Genomic DNA, 18346 nt, shown 5'->3' on the forward strand with positions numbered 1-18346 from the left:
AGCGGGCTAATGTTCGCGCGCAGATTCCGGGTGAGCTGAGGGGGACATCATGCTCAGGGTTTTCGCGCTTCGCGCCGTGGTGCTTGGCGGCGCAATTTTCGCCATTCTGAATTCGGCGGCGTTCGCTCAGGACAAGGCGCTCGTTGCGCGCGGCGACTATCTGGTCAATTCGCTGCTGACCTGCGGCAACTGTCACACGCCGAAGGGGCCGCCGGCCGCGGTCGCCGGCAAGGACTTCTCCGGCGGTCTGTCGTGGGATGAGCCGCCGTTCAAGGTGACGGCGCCGAACATCACGCCGGACAAGGAGACCGGCATCGGGTCGTGGACCGACGCGCAGATCAAGACGGCACTGCGCAAGGGCCTGAAGCCGAACGGCACGCCGGTCGCGATGGTGATGCCGAGCGGCTTCTACGAAATCATGACCGAGCGCGACATCAGCGCGGTCGTCGCATACCTGCGCACGCTGAAGCCGGTCAAGAACCAGGTGCCTGATCCGGTCTACAAGATGCCGCAGGGCCATCCGATCCCGCCGGGCGGCGACAAGCCGTTCAAGGAAGCCGACCTCACCGACAAGGTGAAGAAGGGCTTCTACCTCGCCACCATCGCGCACTGCATGGAGTGCCACACGCCGTTCGGCGCGCGCGGCCGTGACTTCGACAACAAGCTCGGCGCCGGCGGGGCGGAATTCCCCGGTCCCTGGGGCAAGTCGGTGTCGCGCAACATCACGTCGAGCAAGGCGAAGGGCCTTGGCAACTGGACCGATGCCGAGATCAAGCGGGCGATCACGCAGGGCATCAGCAAGGACGGCAGCAAACTGAAGCCGCCAATGGGTTTCCCGCTCTACGCCAAAATGACGGCCGACGACCTCGACGCCGTGGTCGCCTATCTGCGCACCGTGCCGGCGAAGGAGTAGGAGCGTTTTCAAGCGAAGTGGATACCGGTTCGCGTGAAGAAAACGCGACCCATAAGAAAGCCGGCCCGGCCGGGCTTCAATTCGCCCGAAAGGGGGCCTAATCTCCGCAGTTCCCCGACTCGTCGGCCGGGCATAGCCGTTCGAAGAACGGCGTTCTGGGGAAGCCTATGTGGATGCCCGGCAGCGAAAGGGCGTTCACGCCCGTCTTCGCCGGGCTTTGGCCGGGCATGACAGCAGAGTGAGCTTCTGGGCCTATGTTTCTTCGCGCTTTTGGTGTCTTGGCTGGTATCGCCCTTGGAGTCTCGACGGTAGTTTCACCGGCGCTCGCGCAGCACCGGCGCGTGCCGGCGCCCGGCGAGTTGCAGCTGTCCTACGCGCCGGTCGTCCAGCGCGTCGCGCCGGCGGTGGTCAATGTCTACGCCGCCAAGATCGTGCAGAACCGCAACCCGCTGTTCGACGATCCGATCTTCCGCCGCTTTTTCGGCGGCGGTCCCGACACGCCGCGCAACCAGATCCAGCGCTCGCTCGGCTCCGGCGTGATCGTCGAGGGCTCCGGCCTCATCGTCACCAACAATCACGTCATCGAAGGCGCCGACGAGATCAAGGTGTCGCTTGCCGACAAGCGCGAGTTCGACGCCGCCGTGGTGCTGAAGGATGCCCGCACCGACCTCGCGGTTCTCAAAATTGCGGGCGCACACGAGAAGTTTCCGTTCCTCGATTTCTCGAATTCGGATGCGCTGCAGGTCGGTGACGTTGTCCTCGCGATCGGCAATCCGTTCGGCGTCGGTCAGACCGTGACCCACGGCATCGTCTCGGCGGTCGCGCGCACCCAGGTCGGCATCAGCGACTATCAGTTTTTCATCCAGACCGACGCCGCGATCAATCCCGGCAATTCCGGCGGGGCGCTGGTCGGTCTCGACGGCAAGCTGGTCGGCATCAACACCGCGATCTTCTCGCGCTCCGGCGGCTCGCAGGGCGTCGGCTTCGCCATCCCCGCCAACATGGTGCGGGTGGTGGTGACGTCGGCGGAGGCGGGCGGCAAGGCGGTGCGGCGGCCCTGGCTCGGCGCGAGGCTGCAGCGCATGACCGGCGATCTCGCCGAAAGCCTCGGCCTCAAGCGGCCGACCGGCGCGCTGATCGCGAGCGTCGTGCCGAAGGGCCCGGCGGATGCCGCGGGCCTCAAAGCCGGCGACGTCATCGTGTCGATCGACGGCCAGGCGGTCGACGATCCCAATGCCTTCGATTACCGCTTCGCGACCAAGCCGCTCGGCGGCCATGCCGGTCTCGTCGTGCTGCGCAACGGCAAGGAGATCGCCGCGCGGATCGCGCTGCGCATTGCGCCGGATTACCCGCGCGACGAGCTTGTCATCCGCTCGCGTTCGCCGTTCCTCGGCGCCAAGATCGCCAATCTGTCGCCGGCGCTGGCCGACGAATTGCAGCTTGGCGGGACGGCCGAAGGGGTCGCCATTCTCGATGTCGACAACGGCTCGATCGCGCGCAGCGTCGGCTTCCAGCGCGGCGATGTCATCGTCGAGGTCAACGGCGAAAAAATCGCCAGGACGCGCGATCTCGCCAAGGCGGCGGAGTCCGGCGCGCGGGTCTGGCGCATCAGCGTGCAGCGGCGCGGCCAGACCATCAATCTGGTGCTCGGGGGATGAGCCCGAAAGCCGGCTCACGCGCGCGTGGCGGACCGTCGCTGTTCGCCGCGGCGGGTCTCGAGCGCGATGCGCCGCGTCCGCTGGCCGACAAGCTGCGGCCGACGCAGCTTTCCGAAGTCGTGGGGCAGGACCAATTGCTCGGGCCGGACGGCGCGCTGACGCGCATGCTGGAAACACGCTCGCTCGGCTCGCTGGTGTTCTGGGGTCCGCCCGGCACCGGCAAGACCACGGTGGCGCGGCTGCTCGCGCAGGCGACCGACCTCGAATTCGCGCAGATTTCCGCGATCTTCACCGGCGTCGCCGACCTGAAGAAAGTGTTCGAGGAAGCCCGCGCCCGCCGCGAGATGGGCAAGGGCACGCTGCTGTTCGTCGACGAGATCCACCGCTTCAATCGTGCGCAGCAGGACTCGTTCCTGCCGGTGATGGAGGACGGCACCATCGTCCTCGTCGGCGCCACCACGGAAAATCCGTCGTTCGAGCTGAACGCACCGTTGTTGTCGCGCGCTCGCGTGCTGGTGTTCAAGTCGCTCGATGCCGCCGCGGTCGAAAAGCTGCTGGCGCGCGCCGAGGACCTTGAAGGCAAAAAGCTGCCGCTCGACGACGAGGCGAGGACGGCGCTCGCCCGCATGGCGGACGGCGACGGCCGCGCTTCGCTGACGCTGGCGGAGGAAATCTGGCGGGCCGCCCGCAAGGGCGAAGTGTTCAACGCGGCGCAATTGCAGGAGATCGTCCAGCGCCGCGCGCCGATCTACGACAAGTCGCAGGACGGCCATTACAATCTCATCAGCGCGCTGCACAAATCGGTGCGCGGTTCCGATCCCGACGCCGCGCTGTATTATCTCGCGCGCATGCTCGACGCCGGTGAGCCGGGCCTCTATATCGCGCGCCGCGTTGTGCGGATGGCGATCGAGGATATCGGTCTTGCCGATCCGCAGGCGCTCGTCGTCGCCAATGCGGCGAAGGATGCCTACGACTTTTTGGGCTCGCCGGAAGGCGAACTCGCCATCGCGGAGGCGGTGCTCTATTGCGCGACCGCGCCGAAATCGAACGCGGCGTATAAAGCCTATGGCGCGGCGATGCGTACCGCCAGGGAAGCAGGCTCGCTGGTGCCGCCCAAGCACATCCTCAACGCGCCGACCGGTCTGATGAAGGACGAAGGCTATGGCCGCGGCTATGCCTACGACCACGATCAGGAGGAAGGCTTTTCCGGGCAGAACTATTTTCCCGACGCGCTGCCGCGCCGGCAGTTCTACGACCCGCCGGAGCGCGGTTTCGAGCGGGAGATCAAGAAACGCCTCGACTATTGGGCAAAGCTCCGTCATGAGCGGGGCGGAGGCGATTCATGAGACAAGGCAAGGGTGGACGCCGCGGCGGTCCGCGCCAGCCCGGCGGCGGGCGCGGCGAGGCGGGCTCGCGGCAGCGCGGCGGCAAGGACCAGCGCGGGAGTGGCTTCGGCGGCAAAGGCGGCAAGCGGCCGGGCAAAGGCCCGCCCAAAGGCCGCGGGCGGGGGCGCTCCGAGGGCCGTTCCGAGGAACGGCGTGACGACCGCTTCGGGGATCGCCGCGGCGCGCGCCCCGGACGGCCGCACAAAGGTCCGCGCAAAGGGCCGGGCAAGCCGTTCGGCGCCCGCAACGACCGGCGGCCACGCCGTGACGAGCGCGAGGAGCGCGTCTTCCGCGAGGTCGAGCGCGATCTGGAGCCGGCTTTCGACACCGAGCGTTCGCCGCCGCCGCCGCGCAAGGAGTCGCCCGCGCTCGCCGCCGCCACCGGCGTGCAGACGGTCTATGTCTCCGCCGACGAGCACAATATGCGGCTCGACCGTTTCTTCGAGGCGCGGTTTCCCGGCCTGTCGTTCAGTCACATCCAGCGCATCATCCGCAAGGGCGAAGTGCGCGTGAACGGCAAGCGTTCCGAGCCGAAGGCGCGCATCGAGAAGGGCCACGCGATCCGCATTCCGCCGCTGAAGCTCGAGCGGCCGGAGCCGCGCGAGGATGCGCCGGCCGCGCAGAAAGACCGCGCCTTCCTGCGCGCGATCACGCTCTACGAAGACGACGACGTGATGGTGTTGAACAAGCCGATGGGCCTTGCGGTGCAGGGCGGCTCCGGCACCACGCGCCATGTCGACGGCATGCTGGAGGCGCTGAAAAGCTCGGCCCGCGACGCGCAGCGCCCGCGGCTCGTGCATCGGCTCGACAAGGACACCGCCGGCTGCCTGCTGATCGCCAAGACGCGCTTTGCGGCGGCCGCGCTTGGCGAATCCTTCCGTCACCGCTCGACGCGCAAGCTCTACTGGGCGCTGGTCGCCGGCGTGCCGAAGCCCAAGCAGGGCCGCATCTCGACCTTTCTTGCCAAGGAGCAGGAGGTCGAGGACTCCTACATGCGCATCGCGAAGCATGGCGAGGAGGACGCGAGCCACGCTGTCACCTACTACGCCGTGGTCGAGACCGCCGCGCAGAAGCTCGCCTGGGTGTCGCTGAAGCCGGTGACGGGCCGCACCCACCAGTTGCGTGTCCACATGGCGCATGTCGGCAACCCCATCGTCGGCGATCCGAAATACTTCAACATCGAGAACTGGGAACTGCCGGGCGGTATCCAGAACCGGCTGCACCTGCTGGCCCGCCGCATCGTGGTGCCGCATCCGCGCGACCCGAAGAAGGTCATCGACGTTTCCGCGCCGCTGCCGGACCACATGCAGCAGTCGTGGAACCTCTTGGGCTTCGACACCTCGCGCTACGATCCGATCGAGGATGCGCCGGAGGAATAACCCTCCTATATAAGCAGTATGGATCGGCGCTTCGCCATTCTCTTGCTGGCCGGCCTCGTGTTCGGGGCGAGGGCGGTGTGCGCCGCGGAGAACGACACGCTTTACAACATCATGGTGCCGGAGAAGGGCACTCGCACGCAGAAGCAATTCGAACCCTGGCTTGCGCCGAAATACGAAACGCCGCGCTTCGACCGTCAGCCGGCGATCGTGGTGCCGGAAACGCCGCACCCCCGCGCGCAGGCAACCGTGCCGCCGCCGCTCCTGTCGCCGCGCACCGGCCGTGCCTTGCCGAACCTGCCGGGCGCGTCGTCGCGCGAGGGCTTCCAGGACCGCGCCACGCGCTGCGCGCATCAGTCGGGCGCTTACGGAAACGACATCAACAGCCCGGCCGGCTACATCGGCGCCTGCATCAATCAGTAGCGTAGCTCAAATCTCCTCCATCACCTGCGCATAGGCGATCACGGCGAACAGCACGGTGCCGCCGATCATGTTCCCGATCAGCACCGGCAGTATGTAGCCGAACAGCATCGGCATGACCGCAAGCTCGCCGCTCACCGCGAGCAGGAAGGCCTCCATGCTGCCGGCGATGATGTGGGAAAATTCGCCGACCGCGATCAGCCAGGTCATCAGCGTGATGACGTGGAACTGGTTGCCTTCCGCGCCGGGCATCAGCCACACCATCGCGGCGACGAGGAAGCCCGCCGAGATGCCGCGGAACACCAACTCGAACCATGCGTGATCGACCGCGTGGCGGCTGATCTCGCGCATGCCTTCGAGCGTTTCGGCGGGCAGCGCCGGGGCGTAGGCGCAGAACAGCGCGGCAAGCAATGTGCCGGTGAGGTTTGCGGCCAGCACGATGCCCCACAGCCGGCCCATATGGGCGATGCTGTTCCAGCTTGGCGAGGCCGTCACCGGGATCACGGCGGTAATGGTGCTTTCGGTGAAAAGCTGCTGGCGCGACAGCACCACCATCAGGAAGCCGACCGAATAGCCGAAGCTCGCGATGAGGGGACGCCACGGCTCGTCCGGCAAATGCATCGTGAGGACCGCCTGCGCGAGCAGGGAGAAGCTGATCGAGAGGCCCGCGGCGATGCCCGACCACCACAGCGACCAGGCCGGCCGCTCCATCTCCGCGAGGCCGGCGCGGCGCACCACCTCATAGGTGACGATGGTGCGCGGATGCGTTTTGTCCTCGACCGCGCGGATCTCCTGCCGGGTGAAGCCTTTGTCGGGGTTGTCCGCGGAAGGCTCCTTGGCCTTGCCGCCGTTGCCGCGCTTTGTCGTGCTCTTGGCCATTGGATTTGCCCCCTGATGCCTCGGTCAGAGTAACGGTTTCGGGGCGGAACCGGTTGCAGCCGGAACGTCATGCCGCACCCTTGACAGGCAACCAAAAGGTTGCATATTGTTGTCATGGATGCAGTCTTCAGGGCGCTGGCGGACGCCAGCCGGCGCGAGCTTCTCGACCGCCTGCGGGCCGAGAACGGGCAGACGCTGGGCGAACTCTGCGCGCGCCTTGCCATGACGCGGCAGGCGGTGAGCAAGCATCTCGCCATCCTGGAGGCGGCCAATCTCGTCGCCACGGTGCGGCGGGGCAGGGAGAAGCTGCACTACCTGAACCCGGTCCCGATCCACGAGATCGCGGACCGCTGGATCGGCCAGTTCGAGCGCACGCGGCTCGACGCGCTCGCCGATCTGAAGAAGGCGCTGGAGCAACAGTCGGGAGTTGACGATGAGTAAGCCGTCGTTCGTTTATGTCACCTACATCCGCACCACGCCCGAAAAGCTCTGGGCCGCGCTGACCGATCCCGCGACGGTCAGGAAATTCTGGTTCGGCATCACGGTTGAATCCGATTTCAAGGCCGGCTCGCCCTGGCGCCTCGTCTTCGAGGACGGCCGCGTCGCCGACACCGGCGAAATTCTCGAAGCCGATCCGCCGAACCGGCTGGTCATCCGCTGGCGCAACGAATTCAAGCCCGAGCTGAAAGACGCCGGCTTTAGCCGTTGCACGATGGAGATCGAGGTCGCCGAATATTATCCCGGCATGGGCGGCAAGGCGGTGAAGCTCACCATCACCCACGAGGCCGACGCGGAGAAGGGCGCGCCGTTCATCGCGGCGGTGTCCGGTGGCTGGCCGAAGATCCTCTCGAACCTCAAGTCGCTGCTCGAGACCGGCGACGTCACGTTCGCATGAAAGTGCCATCCATGATCGACATCGCACAGTTCAAGCCAAAGACCGTCTATGTCACCTATGTCGCGGCGACGGCCGAGCAAGTCTGGCAGGCGCTGACCGACCCGGCTTTCACCAGGCAATACTTCGGCGGCTTCTCCGTCGATGTCGAACCGCGCCAGGGCGGCGCGTTCCGCCTGCTGTATCCCGACGGCCGCACCCACATCGCCGGCGAGGTGCTGGACTGGTCGCCGCCGCAACGCTTTTCCTGCACTTGGCTCGTCGAGGGGATGAAGGAGTTCGCCGAGCTTCCGGTTTGCGTCGTCACCTATGACATCGCGCCGGCCGGCGAGGCGGTGCGGCTGACGATGACGGAGTCGCATTCGTGGAACGTGCCGGACGCCATTCTCGCGGGCGGCCAGTCCGGCTGGCCGGCGATCCTGTCGGGCCTCAAGTCGCTGCTCGAAACCGGCAAGGCGCCGAAACTTGAGATGGCGCCGCCGCCGGGCTTCATGGAAGCGGTTGCCAAGGCGGTCGCGGAGAAGCCTTGGCTCAAGACCCGCTAGGCTCGGCCCGTCGCGCGTTCACACCAGCTGAATGCCGCCGTCGAGTTCGAGGTCGATGCCGTTGATCGCCTTGTTGTCGAGCAGCGCGAACACGCCCGCAATGACGTCCTCCGTCATCGCCAGGCGCTTGGTCGGCGTTTTCGCCGCCATGGCGTCCACCACGGGGTTCGGTCCCTTGGCGAGGATGGTCTTCCAGATCGGCGAGTCGAGCACGAGGCCGGGCGAGATGCAGTTGACGCGGATCGGTGCAAGCTCCACCGCCATCGTCTTGGTCATGCCGACTACGCCGCCGTTGACGGTCGAGATCATGGTCGAGCCGGGATAGGGATTGCTTTTCGACACGCCGGCGAACAGCACGATGGAGGAGGTGGGTTTCAGCCGCGGCAGTGCCGCACTCACCGCCTCGACATAGCCGACCAGCTTCACGCGCACGAGCCGCTCGGCCTCCTTGACGTTGAAATCCTTCACCGTGGTCGCAAGCCGCATGATCGCGGTGATGACGAGATGATCGATCGGCGGTCCCTCGCGCAGCGCAGGCCCGATCGAGGCGGAGTCCTCAAGGTCGATATGCACGCCCGTCACGCCGGCGCCGATGGACGTCGCGACGCCGGCGGCGCGCTCCGCGCCGCGTCCGGCGATCGTCACCTGGCAGCCGGCCGCATGCGCCGCTTTGGCGATGTCGAGACCGAGCGCGGACGTGCCGCCGATCACGACGATGTGGGACTTGGGTGCGGGCATATCCGATCTCCTGTCACTTTGCCTTCGGCGCCAGATTGTTCCTGATGACGCGGGCGACCACCGACCAGTCCTCCTGCGAATAGCCTTGCGCCAGCGCCTGCACGAGATGGTCGCGCACCACACCGGCGCTCGGCATCGGCATGTCGACCAGCTCGGCGGCTTCCATGACGAGCCGCACGTCTTTCAGGCCGAGCGGCACCACGAAATTCGCCGGCGTGAAGCTGTCCTGCGCGATCAGCTTGCCATAGGCCTTGTAGGGCGGGGCGGGGAACTGCGAATTGCTGAAGAACTCATAGAAGTCGTTGGGTTTGACGCCATAGCGCCCGGTCAGCGCGAAAGCTTCGCTCATCGCTTCGATGGCCGAGACCGACAGGAAATTGACGGCGAGTTTCACCGCCGTCGCCGTCACCGGATCGTCGCCGAACACGAACGTGCGCTGGCCGATGGCGTCGAACAGCGGCTTGCACCGCGCGAGGCCCTCGGCCGGCCCCGCCGCGATCACAAACAGCTTGCGTGCCGCCGCCATGTCGACGGCACGTCCGAGCACCGGGGCGGTCACGAACAGGCGGCCGCGCGCGGCGTGAGCCTCGACGAGCCGGCGCGTGGTCGGGACGCCGATCGTGGTGCTCGACATATGGATGCATGTCTTCGGCAGGCGGTCGATCAGGCCCTGCTCGAAGAACAGCGCTTCCTCGGCCACGCCGTCGGAAACGCAGGTGACCAGCACATCGACATCCCCGATCTCACCCGGCGAGCCGACGATCGTCGCGCCGGCCTCCTTGAACGGCCGGGCCTTCTCCGGCGTGCGGTTATAGGCGGTCAGCGCATGGCCATCCTTGAGGATGTTCATGGCGACCGGGGCGCCCATGATGCCGAGCCCGATAAAACCGACCTTCATCGTCCACCGTGCGGATTGAGGAACAACCGGCCACAGACTATCAGGCATGCCCGGCTTTATGCCGGGCATCCACGTCTTCAAGCCACTTGTAACGACGTGGATGGCCGGGACAAGCCCGGCCATGACGGAGGAGAGAGCGAAATTCCGAAACGTCATCGTGCCAGAAATCGGGTCGGCAGCGGCGTCCCGCGCGGATAGCAAGGACGCGAACAGTCACCTAACGCAGGACAGCGCCATGCAGCAAGTCAGCACCAATCTCGTCATCCGCAATCCGTTCGGAACCATGGACGTGCCGGAACCGGAGGGCCGCGACGTCATGGACTTCGCCGCGACCGCCGCGCTTGCGGGCGATGCGGCTGACGTCAACGCCGCGCCGTGGGGCGCAGCACCCGCGGCCTTCGATCCGCTCGATGGGGTCTGGGCGAGCCGCTGGAATGGCGGCGCGGACCCGACCATTCCCGGCGACACGCCGGAACAATGGAAGCAGGGCCGGGCCGAGCTTCGCGTCGCGGCCGACCGTGTCTATCTGCGGTTCGACTGGGACAACGGCCGCCGTCACGGGCTGATCGAGGCGCGGCGCGAGGGCGCACGGCGTCTCGTCGGCAAATACATCAATCTCACCAACCCGGCGATCGTGCGCCCGTGGGTCGGGCGCGTGGTGGACGCAACGCGGATCGACGGCTGCTTTCCGGCCGGACGGCTGGATTTCAGACGATGATGCGGACTACCGCAGCCCGGCGTTGATCGCGTCGAGCGCCGTCTGGCCGGGGCACAGCTCTTTCTCGCTCAACGCATTGAGCGGCGCTTTCACCGTGCGCAGATGGCTGTGCAGGTCTTCCGACTCCTTCTCGACGAACAGGAGGCCGGTGACGACCTGGCCCTTGGCGGCGTGGTGCTGCAGGAAACCGAGCGCAGCGGTGCGGTCGTGCACCTCGTAATCGGCGGAGAGCTTGCGCAGCGCGATCCGCGAGCCGTCGTGCTGCTCGACCATCTCCACCGTGCCCGGCTCGTATTTCACCTCGATCGGCATCCGGCTCGAGATGAAATCGAGCCGGTTCACCGCCTCGTTGTGCTCGCGCACGAAATCGAAGCTCTTGGTCGAACCGGCATGGTTGTTGAAGGCGATGCAGGGCGAGATGATGTCGATGAAGGCCGCGCCCTTGTGGGCGATCGCCGCCTTGATGATCGGCACCAGCTGGTGCTTGTCGCCGGAGAAGGAGCGGGCGACGAAGGATGCGCCGAGCTGCAACGCCATCGCGACGAGATCGATGGAATTGTCGGTGTTGATCATACCGCGCTTCGACTTCGAGCCGCGGTCGGCGGTCGCCGAGAACTGGCCTTTGGTCAGGCCGTACACGCCGTTGTTCTCGACAATGTAAACCATATTGACGCCGCGCCGCAGGCAGTGCGCGAACTGTCCGAGGCCGATAGACGCGCTGTCGCCGTCGCCGGACACGCCGAGATAGATGAGATCGCGATTGGCGAGGTTCGCTCCGGTCAGCACCGAGGGCATGCGGCCGTGCACGGAGTTGAAGCCGTGCGAATTGCCGAGGAAGTAGGTCGGCGTCTTCGATGAGCAGCCGATGCCTGAGATTTTCGCCACCCGGTGCGGCTCGATGGAGAGTTCAAAGCACGCCTGGATGATTGCGGCGGTGATCGAGTCGTGGCCGCAGCCGGCGCACAGGGTGGACACCGCGCCTTCGTAGTCGCGGTGGGTGTAGCCCAGCGCGTTCTTCGGCAGGTCGGGATGGTGGAATTTCGGCTTGGCGATATAGGTCATGACGCCACCTTGGCGGGCTTTACTTTGAGCTGGTCGAGATGGTCGCCGATCGCACGGGCGATGAAACGCGCGGTGATCGGCGTGCCGTCGAAATGCAGGATAGGCACCAGCCGCACCGGGTCGATGCCGCATTCGTTGACGATCAGCGAGCGCAGCTGCCCGTCGCGATTTTGCTCGACGACGTACACGAAATCGTGGTCGGCGACGAAGCTGTTGACGCTCGAATGGAACGGGAAGGCACGGACCCGCATGCGGTCGAGCGAATGGCCGCGCGCCTCGATCAAGTGGATTGCCTCGTCCATCGCCGGGGCGGTCGAGCCGATATAGATGACGCCGTATTTGGTCGGCTTCTCGGCATTGGCGATCAGCGGCCGCGGCACCAGGTCCTTGGCGGTGTCGAACTTGCGCAGCAGGCGCTGCATATTGTCGACGTAAGGCGCGCCTTCCTCGGTGTATTTGGCGTAACGGTCGCGCGACGTGCCGCGCGTGAAGAACGAGCCCTTGGTCGGGTGCGTGCCCGGATAGGTGCGATAGGGGATGCCGTCGCCATCGACGTCGAGATAGCGGCCGAACTCCTTGCCGGCCTCAAGCTCGGCCGCGGTCATCACCTTGCCGCGGTCGTAAATCCTCTTGTCGTCCCACGCGAAGGGGCGGCAGAGGTGGTGGTTCATGCCGATATCGAGATCGAGCATGACGAACACCGGCGTCTGCAGCCGGTCGGCGAGATCGAACGCCTGCGCGCCCATGTCGAAGGCTTCCGCCGGGTCTTCCGGGAACAGCAGCACGTGCTTGGTGTCGCCATGCGAGGCGTAGGCGCAGGAGATGATGTCGCACTGCTGGGTGCGGGTCGGCATGCCGGTCGAGGGGCCGGCGCGCTGCACGTTGAACAGCACCGCCGGGATTTCCGCAAAGTAAGCCAGCCCGATGAACTCCTGCATCAGCGAGATGCCGGGGCCGGAGGTTGCCGTGAAGGCGCGCGCGCCGTTCCACGCCGCGCCGATCACCATGCCGATCGAGGCCAGCTCGTCCTCGGCCTGGATGATGGCGTATTTCGCTTCCTTGGTTTCGGGATCGATGCGCAGCTTGGCGCAATGCCGGGTGAAGGCGTCCGCGAGCGAGGAGGACGGCGTGATCGGATACCACGCGCACACCGTCGCGCCGCCATAGACCGCGCCCAGCGCCGCGGCCGAATTGCCCTCGACGAAAATGCGGTCGCCGACCTTGTCGCTGGCGCGCAGCTTGATCGGCAGCGGGTAGGAGAGGTTCAGCGTCGCGTAGTCGCGGCCGATATGCAGGGCATGGATGTTCGGCGCGATCAGCTTGTCCTTGCCCTTGTACTGCTCGCCGATCAGCTGCTCGACGACCTTGACGTCGATGTCGAGCAGGACGGTCAGCACGCCGATATAGATGATGTTCTTGAAGAGCTGGCGCTGGCGCGGGTCGCTGTATTCGCGGTTGCAGATCGCGGTCAGCGGCACGCCGATCACGGTGATGTCGGGCCGGAATTTCGAGGGCGGCATCGGCTTGGTGGAGTCGTAGAGCAGATATCCGCCCGGCTCGATGCTCGCGATGTCCTTGTCGAAGGTCTGCGGGTTCATCGCGACCATCATGTCGGTGCCGCCGCGGGCGCCGAGATGGCCGGCCTCCGAGACGCGCACCTCGTACCAGGTCGGCAGGCCCTGAATGTTCGACGGGAAGATGTTGCGCGGCGCGGCCGGAATGCCCATGCGCAGGATGGCGCGGGCGAACATCTCGTTGGCGCTCGCCGAGCCCGAGCCGTTGACGTTGGCGAAGCGGACGACGAAGTCGTTTACGCCGCTGATCGGACTGGTGGCCGGCATTGTGGTCCCGCGTAAGTCATGTCGAGGAAGAATTTCTGCATGTCCCAGGCGCCGGTCGGGCAGCGCTCGGCGCATAGCCCGCAATGCAGGCAGACGTCTTCGTCCTTCACCATCGCCCGTCCGGTCTTCAGGCCGCCCTGCACGTAAAGGTCCTGGGTGAGGTTGGCCGCGGGCGCGGTGAGACGGGTGCGCAGCTCCGCTTCCTCGCCGTTCATCGTGAAGGTGATGCAGTCCATCGGGCAGATGTCGACGCAGGCGTCGCATTCGATGCAGAGCTTCGTCGCGAACACCGTCTGCACGTCGCAGTTCAGGCAGCGCTGGGTTTCCTTGTAGGCGAGCAACTGGTCGTAACCGAGTTCGACCTCGGCGCGGATGTCCTTCAGCGCCTGATCCTTGTCGCGCAGCGGCACCTTGTAGCGCTCGTCGAGCGCCACGTCGTTGTCATAGGACCACTCGTGGATACCCATCTTCTGGCTGATCATCTCGACCGCCGGGGCGGGGCGGTCGTGGACGTCCTCACCGTTGAGGAACTTGTCGATCGACACCGCCGCCTCGTGGCCGTGCGCCACCGCCCAGATGATGTTCTTCGGCCCGAACGCCGCGTCGCCGCCGAAAAATACCTTGGGCAGGCTCGACTGCATGGTCTTGTCGTCGACCTTCGGCATGTCCCATTTGTCGTCGAAGTCGATGCCGATATCGCGCTCGATCCAGGGGAAGGCGTTTTCCTGGCCGACCGCGACCAGCACGTCGTCGCAGGGGAAATGCACGTCCGGCTCGCCGGCCGGCACCAGCTTGCGGCGGCCCTTGGCGTCGTATTCCGCCTTTACCTTCTCGAAGGTGATGCCGGTCAGCTTGCCGCCCTCGTGGGTGAATTCCTTCGGGACGAGGAAATTGTGGATCGGGATGCCCTCGTGCTGGGCGTCTTCCTTCTCCCAGGGCGAGGCCTTCATCTCCTCGAAGCCGGAGCGCACCACCACGTCGACCTGCTCGCCGCCGAGACGGCGCGCCGAGCGGCAGCAGTCCATCGCGGTGTTGCCGCCGCCGAGCACGACGACGCGCTTGCCGATCTTGGTGACATGGCCGAACGAGACGGAGGACAGCCAGTCGATGCCGATATGGATGTTCTTGGCGGCTTCGGCGCGGCCCGGAATGTCGAGGTCGCGGCCGCGCGGTGCGCCGGAGCCGACGAACACGGCGTCCCAGCCTTCCGCCAGCAGCGCCTTGAGGCTGTCGACGCGCGCGCCGCCGCGGAACTCGACGCCGAGATCGAGGATGTAGTTGCATTCCTCGTCGATCACCGAGTCCGGCAACCGGAATTTCGGGATCTGCGAGCGCATCATGCCGCCGGAGCGGGGATCACCATCGAACACCACACAACTGTAGCCGAGCGGCGCGAGGTCGCGCGCCACGGTCAGCGAGGCCGGCCCGCCACCGACCAGCGCGACGCGCTTGCCGTTCTTCTTTTGCGCAGGTCTGGGCAGACGGTCCTTGATGTCGCCCTTGTTGTCGGCCGCCGCGCGCTTCAACCGGCAGATCGCGACCGGCTCGTCCTCGACGCGCCCGCGCCGGCAGGCCGGCTCGCAGGGGCGGTCGCAGGTGCGCCCGAGAATTCCCGGAAACACATTCGACTTCCAGTTGATCATGTAGGCGTCGGCGTAGCGGCCGGCGGCGATCAGGCGAATGTATTCGGGGACGGGCGTATGGGCCGGACAGGCCCACTGACAGTCGACGACTTTATGGAAGTAACTCGGATCGGAAATATCGGTCGGCGTCATGACACTCTTGATGTCGGACGCGCGCTTTCCTGCGAAGACAGTGTCGCTGTCACGCTTGAAAGCGCTGGCGTCCGTCTTTCCCTTCCGGCCGGGCATCGCTCTGGGGCCTGACTCCGGGAGACATCTTATTTAGTCGTATTCGTAATTGCCACCTGCCATCCCGCCGCATCACGCCGTCGTTAACAGCGCCGCGGTTTTCGGCAGCCGAAAGGCCATGAGCGAAAGTCCCGCGCCGCGCTGACTTGTTGCGCCGCAACAGGAGGTATCGCGATCCCGTGCGCTATGCGGCCTTGGCTGGCGCGGCATGCCGGCCGGCCGTCTCCGCGATACGGAAGCGGTTCACCAGCGCGGCGAGTTGATCGGCCTCGCGGGCGAGTGACTGGCTCGCGGCGGTGGTTTCCTCGACCATCGCCGCGTTCTGCTGCGTCACCTGATCCATCTCGTTGACGGCGGCGGTCACGTCCTTGAGCACATCTTCCTGTGTATGCGCGGCGGCCGCGATGTCGCGCACCAGTCCGCGAATGTCGTCGACGCGGCCGACGATGCGGGAGAGGGCGTCGCCCGCCTGACCGATGGTGCCGACGCCGCTCTCGACCTGCCTGGTCGAAGCCGCGATCAGCGACTTGATCTGCTTGGCGGCGTCCGCCGAGCGTTGCGCCAGCGAGCGCACTTCGCTTGCCACCACCGCGAAGCCGCGGCCGACCTCGCCGGCGCGCGCCGCCTCGACGCCGGCATTGAGCGCGAGCAGGTTGGTCTGGAACGCGATCTCGTCGATCAGGCCGATGATCTGCGCGATCTCGCGGACCGAACCGGCGATCTCGCTCATCGCCGCCACCGCCGCCTTCATCACGCTCGCGGATTCGTCGGCGTCGCCATGCGCCTCGTTGACGACGCCCGATGCGTGTTCGGTGCGCCCGGTGGTCGCGCGCACGGTGTCGAGCACCTCGCGCAGCGCGGTCGCCGTCTCCTCGAGCCGCGCCGCCTGCTGTTCGGTGCGCAGCGACAGGTCGCCGGCCGAATTGGAAATCTCGCCGGAGCCGGCGCGCATGGTGCCGGCGCTCGCGCCGATGCCGGCGATCATGCCCTGCAGCGCGTCCATCGTGGCGTTGAAGCGGTCTTTCAGCACGCCGTATTCGGCCGGGAAATCGCCGGTGAGGCGGTGGAGCAGATTGCCTTCGGAGAGTTGCGCCAATCCGTCGGCGAGGCTGCGCAGCACTTCGGCCTGTTTGGCCGCTTCGCGCGCTTTCTCCTGCTCGATGGCGATGCGCTTGTTCTTGGCCGTTTCGCGCATCTGCGCATCCGCGCTGCGCTCGCGCTCCTGCGCGGCCTCGCGTTCGCGCTCGGCGGCTTCGCGCGCGGCGTCGCGCTCGGTCGCGCGGGCGTGGCGCGCCTCATGGGCGGCAAGGGCGTCCGCGTGGCGGCGCTCGGCGTCGGCGATGGTCCGATGCAGGCCGGCGGCCTCGCCGGCGAGGCGGGTGCTGCGGGCGGCGGCGGCGCGCCAGCCGGCGGCAAGGCCAAGGCAGGCGGCGAGCAGGGCGGCCGCGCCGGCCGCGAGTATGGGATCGACGCCGGCCGGGGCGGCGAAATAGGCGGCTCCGGCGGTCAGGCAACAGCCCGCCGCCGCCGCAGTCCCCATGCTGCGGACAGCCATGTCGCAATCCCCCCGGATCAAATCGCCTGCCACCATAGAGGGCAGGCGTTTCCATTTTCTTTCTCAGTCGGGGTGTGTGCAAACAGTCCATTGCGCCGGGGCATTAATCCGGATTAACGGTTGGCGATGCGCGATATCTTCAACGAGATTTTCGAAGGCGAGCCGGTCGACCCGATGGAGTCGGCCCGCCGTGGCGCGCGCCCGGTGCTGCGCAAGCGCTTCTATAAAAAGGCGTCGGCGGGCAAGAAAGACGATAGGACGGACGGCGGCTTTGCTGTGCTGCTCGACGGCAAGCCGGTTCACACGCCGGCCCGCCGGCCGCTCGCTGCCCCCACGCAGGCCATCGCCCGGTCGATTGCTGATGAATGGGAGGCCCAGGCCGAGACCATCGATCCCGCCGCGATGCCGCTGACCCGGCTCGCCAACGCCATCGTCGACGGCGTCGCCGGCAAGATGGACGCGGTCGCCGCCGGCGTCGTCGACTATCTCGGCACCGATCTCGTCTGCTATCGCGCCGACGCGCCGGAGCGGCTGGTCGCGCTCCAGGCCGAGCACTGGGATCCGGTTCTCGCCTTCGCGCGCGATGACTACGGCGCGCGCTTCGTGCTGGCGGAAGGCATCGTCTATGTGGCGCAGCCGGCGGAGGCGATCGCGGCGATGCGCGCCGCCATCCCCGCCGATCCGTGGCGGCTCGGCGCGGTGTCGTCGGTCACCGCGCTCACCGGTTCGGCGCTGATCGCGCTGATGCTGGCGGCGGGGCGCATGACGCCGGAGGCCGCCTGGGCGGCGGCGTATGTCGATGAGGACTTCCAGATGTCGCAGTGGGGGCGCGACGAGATCGCGCTGGCGCGCCGCGCCGGGCGCGAGGCGGAGTTCCGCGCGGCGTGTCAGGTGTTGGCGCTCGTCTAACGCACTGTCTGTCATCGCCCGCGAAGGCGGGCGATCCAGTAAACACGACACCATCACGAGTTTACTGGATGCCCCGCTTTCGCGGGGCATGACATCTGAGTGTTGCGCTTCGATAAATTTGCGCAGATCTCTTGTTTACTGCCCTGACGGGCTGCCGCGGCGGCTTGCTTCGAACAGGAACCAGGCGCGCCGCTCGGTCTCGTCGATATAGACCTCGAGCTGGCTCGTCGTCGCGACGTCGTTGTGCTCGCTGCAGACGTTGTGAACCTGCCGCATCGCTGCGACGAGGCGCTGATTGTCCTCGCGTAATTCCGACAGCATGTCCTGCGGCTCGACGTATTCCGCATCGTTGTCGGCCAGCCGCTGCTGGCGCGCGATGTCGCCGATCGAGCGCAGCGTGTTGCCGCCGATCTTGCGCACGCGCTCGGCGAGCACGTCGGTCATCGCGAAGATTTGCTCGCCCTGTTCGTCGAGCAGCAGATGATAGTCGCGGAAATGCGGGCCGCTCATGTGCCAGTGGAAATTCTTGGTCTTCAGATAAAGCGCGAAGACGTCGGCCAGTAGCGCGTTGACCGCGCCGGAAATATCCTTGACGGCATTGGCGCCGAGGTCGGTCGGCGTCGACAGGCGCGGGGTTTTGGGCTTGGCGGCACTGCTCATGGACGAACTCCTTGAATTCTTCAATC

18 protein-coding genes are annotated in these 18346 nt (G+C 66.5%); 10 read left to right on the top strand and 8 right to left on the bottom strand.

Annotation, left to right across the window (positions count from 1 at the left end; translation table 11 throughout):
* The first annotated feature begins 49 nt into the window (after window positions 1–49).
* The 5 genes from AB7F10_RS04235 to AB7F10_RS04255 all read left to right on the top strand — a co-directional run bounded on the left by AB7F10_RS04235 (window position 50) and on the right by AB7F10_RS04255 (window position 5755).
* Complete coding sequence (locus tag AB7F10_RS04235; RefSeq protein ID WP_428557523.1) at window positions 50–913, top strand: cytochrome c; 864 nt, start codon at window positions 50–52, stop codon at window positions 911–913.
* Window positions 914–1167: 254 nt separating this feature from the next.
* The gene (locus AB7F10_RS04240) at window positions 1168–2571 is read left to right on the top strand and encodes a Do family serine endopeptidase (protein ID WP_428557522.1); all 1404 of its coding nucleotides are present in this window, start codon (window positions 1168–1170) and stop codon (window positions 2569–2571) included.
* Window positions 2568–3917: a replication-associated recombination protein A gene (locus tag AB7F10_RS04245; RefSeq protein ID WP_428557521.1), complete on the top strand. Its 1350-nt coding sequence runs from the start codon at window positions 2568–2570 to the stop codon at window positions 3915–3917. Before AB7F10_RS04240 ends, AB7F10_RS04245 begins: the two co-directional genes overlap by 4 nt.
* Entirely contained in the window at window positions 3914–5335 is a 1422-nt protein-coding gene (locus tag AB7F10_RS04250) for an RluA family pseudouridine synthase (RefSeq protein ID WP_428557520.1), read from the top strand. The genes AB7F10_RS04245 and AB7F10_RS04250 overlap by 4 nt, the downstream gene beginning before the upstream one ends.
* An 18-nt stretch (window positions 5336–5353) precedes the next feature.
* A complete protein-coding gene (locus AB7F10_RS04255; protein ID WP_428557519.1) occupies window positions 5354–5755 on the top strand; it encodes a hypothetical protein in 402 nt (133 codons plus the stop codon).
* Between the two features lie 6 nt (window positions 5756–5761).
* On the opposite strand, the gene AB7F10_RS04260 is transcribed toward AB7F10_RS04255, so the two are convergent.
* Window positions 5762–6631 carry a formate/nitrite transporter family protein gene (locus tag AB7F10_RS04260; protein WP_428557518.1) on the bottom strand — a complete coding sequence of 290 codons (870 nt, stop codon included), beginning with the start codon at window positions 6629–6631 and terminating at the stop codon, window positions 5762–5764.
* A gap of 114 nt (window positions 6632–6745) precedes the next feature.
* Here AB7F10_RS04260 and AB7F10_RS04265 point away from each other — a divergent pair, with 114 nt between their 5' ends.
* The 3 genes from AB7F10_RS04265 to AB7F10_RS04275 are packed head-to-tail and all read left to right on the top strand — an operon-like array spanning window position 6746 to window position 8068.
* Window positions 6746–7072 carry an ArsR/SmtB family transcription factor gene (locus tag AB7F10_RS04265; RefSeq protein WP_428557517.1) on the top strand — a complete coding sequence of 109 codons (327 nt, stop codon included), beginning with the start codon at window positions 6746–6748 and terminating at the stop codon, window positions 7070–7072.
* Window positions 7065–7526, top strand: coding sequence for an SRPBCC family protein (locus tag AB7F10_RS04270; protein ID WP_428557516.1), 462 nt, complete (start codon window positions 7065–7067; stop codon window positions 7524–7526). Before AB7F10_RS04265 ends, AB7F10_RS04270 begins: the two co-directional genes overlap by 8 nt.
* Window positions 7527–7540: 14 nt before the next feature.
* Window positions 7541–8068 (top strand): SRPBCC family protein, encoded by a 528-nt coding sequence (locus tag AB7F10_RS04275; RefSeq protein ID WP_428558385.1) that lies wholly within the window; start codon window positions 7541–7543, stop codon window positions 8066–8068.
* 18 nt (window positions 8069–8086) lie between these two features.
* Here AB7F10_RS04275 and AB7F10_RS04280 read toward each other — a convergent pair whose 3' ends face one another.
* Window positions 8087–8806, bottom strand: coding sequence for an SDR family oxidoreductase (locus tag AB7F10_RS04280; protein ID WP_428557515.1), 720 nt, complete (start codon window positions 8804–8806; stop codon window positions 8087–8089).
* 13 nt (window positions 8807–8819) lie between these two features.
* Window positions 8820–9704 carry an NAD(P)-dependent oxidoreductase gene (locus tag AB7F10_RS04285; protein ID WP_428557514.1) on the bottom strand — a complete coding sequence of 295 codons (885 nt, stop codon included), beginning with the start codon at window positions 9702–9704 and terminating at the stop codon, window positions 8820–8822.
* Between the two features lie 235 nt (window positions 9705–9939).
* Here AB7F10_RS04285 and AB7F10_RS04290 point away from each other — a divergent pair, with 235 nt between their 5' ends.
* Window positions 9940–10422 carry a hypothetical protein gene (locus tag AB7F10_RS04290; RefSeq protein ID WP_428557513.1) on the top strand — a complete coding sequence of 161 codons (483 nt, stop codon included), beginning with the start codon at window positions 9940–9942 and terminating at the stop codon, window positions 10420–10422.
* Between the two features lie 6 nt (window positions 10423–10428).
* Here the strand turns inward: AB7F10_RS04290 and AB7F10_RS04295 are convergent, their stop codons facing one another.
* From AB7F10_RS04295 to AB7F10_RS04310, 4 genes are all read right to left on the bottom strand, one after another.
* Window positions 10429–11484, bottom strand: a complete 1056-nt coding sequence (locus tag AB7F10_RS04295) for a 2-oxoacid:ferredoxin oxidoreductase subunit beta (protein ID WP_428557512.1) — start codon at window positions 11482–11484, stop codon at window positions 10429–10431.
* Window positions 11481–13325 carry a 2-oxoacid:acceptor oxidoreductase subunit alpha gene (locus tag AB7F10_RS04300; RefSeq protein ID WP_428557511.1) on the bottom strand — a complete coding sequence of 615 codons (1845 nt, stop codon included), beginning with the start codon at window positions 13323–13325 and terminating at the stop codon, window positions 11481–11483. Before AB7F10_RS04300 ends, AB7F10_RS04295 begins: the two co-directional genes overlap by 4 nt.
* Window positions 13295–15100: an FAD-dependent oxidoreductase gene (locus AB7F10_RS04305; RefSeq protein ID WP_428557510.1), complete on the bottom strand. Its 1806-nt coding sequence runs from the start codon at window positions 15098–15100 to the stop codon at window positions 13295–13297. The genes AB7F10_RS04300 and AB7F10_RS04305 overlap by 31 nt, the downstream gene beginning before the upstream one ends.
* 280 nt (window positions 15101–15380) lie before the next feature.
* Window positions 15381–16751, bottom strand: coding sequence for a methyl-accepting chemotaxis protein (locus AB7F10_RS04310; RefSeq protein ID WP_428557509.1), 1371 nt, complete (start codon window positions 16749–16751; stop codon window positions 15381–15383).
* Window positions 16752–16877: 126 nt separating this feature from the next.
* Here AB7F10_RS04310 and AB7F10_RS04315 point away from each other — a divergent pair, with 126 nt between their 5' ends.
* A complete protein-coding gene (locus AB7F10_RS04315) occupies window positions 16878–17660 on the top strand; it encodes an ATP12 family chaperone protein (protein ID WP_428558383.1) in 783 nt (260 codons plus the stop codon).
* Window positions 17661–17795: 135 nt separating this feature from the next.
* On the opposite strand, the gene AB7F10_RS04320 is transcribed toward AB7F10_RS04315, so the two are convergent.
* On the bottom strand, window positions 17796–18320 hold the full coding sequence (locus tag AB7F10_RS04320; RefSeq protein ID WP_428557508.1) for a Dps family protein: 525 nt from the start codon (window positions 18318–18320) through the stop codon (window positions 17796–17798).
* Window positions 18321–18346: the final 26 nt, after the last annotated feature.

It is taken from the genome of Pseudolabrys sp., assembly GCF_050250095.1.
Classification (GTDB): Bacteria; Pseudomonadota; Alphaproteobacteria; order Rhizobiales; family Xanthobacteraceae; genus Pseudolabrys.

Coding starts and splice junctions, on each gene's coding strand:
- AB7F10_RS04320 (WP_428557508.1), bottom strand. CDS start 18,320: ATGAGCAGTGCCGCCAAGCCCAAAACCCCGCGCCTGTCGACGCCGACC.
- AB7F10_RS04315 (WP_428558383.1), top strand. CDS start 16,878: ATGCGCGATATCTTCAACGAGATTTTCGAAGGCGAGCCGGTCGACCCG.
- AB7F10_RS04295 (WP_428557512.1), bottom strand. CDS start 11,484: ATGACCTATATCGCCAAGCCGAAATTCCACCATCCCGACCTGCCGAAG.
- AB7F10_RS04235 (WP_428557523.1), top strand. CDS start 50: ATGCTCAGGGTTTTCGCGCTTCGCGCCGTGGTGCTTGGCGGCGCAATT.
- AB7F10_RS04285 (WP_428557514.1), bottom strand. CDS start 9,704: ATGAAGGTCGGTTTTATCGGGCTCGGCATCATGGGCGCCCCGGTCGCC.
- AB7F10_RS04240 (WP_428557522.1), top strand. CDS start 1,168: ATGTTTCTTCGCGCTTTTGGTGTCTTGGCTGGTATCGCCCTTGGAGTC.
- AB7F10_RS04305 (WP_428557510.1), bottom strand. CDS start 15,100: ATGACGCCGACCGATATTTCCGATCCGAGTTACTTCCATAAAGTCGTC.
- AB7F10_RS04255 (WP_428557519.1), top strand. CDS start 5,354: ATGGATCGGCGCTTCGCCATTCTCTTGCTGGCCGGCCTCGTGTTCGGG.
- AB7F10_RS04310 (WP_428557509.1), bottom strand. CDS start 16,751: ATGGCTGTCCGCAGCATGGGGACTGCGGCGGCGGCGGGCTGTTGCCTG.
- AB7F10_RS04260 (WP_428557518.1), bottom strand. CDS start 6,631: ATGGCCAAGAGCACGACAAAGCGCGGCAACGGCGGCAAGGCCAAGGAG.
- AB7F10_RS04290 (WP_428557513.1), top strand. CDS start 9,940: ATGCAGCAAGTCAGCACCAATCTCGTCATCCGCAATCCGTTCGGAACC.
- AB7F10_RS04280 (WP_428557515.1), bottom strand. CDS start 8,806: ATGCCCGCACCCAAGTCCCACATCGTCGTGATCGGCGGCACGTCCGCG.
- AB7F10_RS04270 (WP_428557516.1), top strand. CDS start 7,065: ATGAGTAAGCCGTCGTTCGTTTATGTCACCTACATCCGCACCACGCCC.
- AB7F10_RS04265 (WP_428557517.1), top strand. CDS start 6,746: ATGGATGCAGTCTTCAGGGCGCTGGCGGACGCCAGCCGGCGCGAGCTT.
- AB7F10_RS04250 (WP_428557520.1), top strand. CDS start 3,914: ATGAGACAAGGCAAGGGTGGACGCCGCGGCGGTCCGCGCCAGCCCGGC.
- AB7F10_RS04245 (WP_428557521.1), top strand. CDS start 2,568: ATGAGCCCGAAAGCCGGCTCACGCGCGCGTGGCGGACCGTCGCTGTTC.
- AB7F10_RS04300 (WP_428557511.1), bottom strand. CDS start 13,325: ATGCCGGCCACCAGTCCGATCAGCGGCGTAAACGACTTCGTCGTCCGC.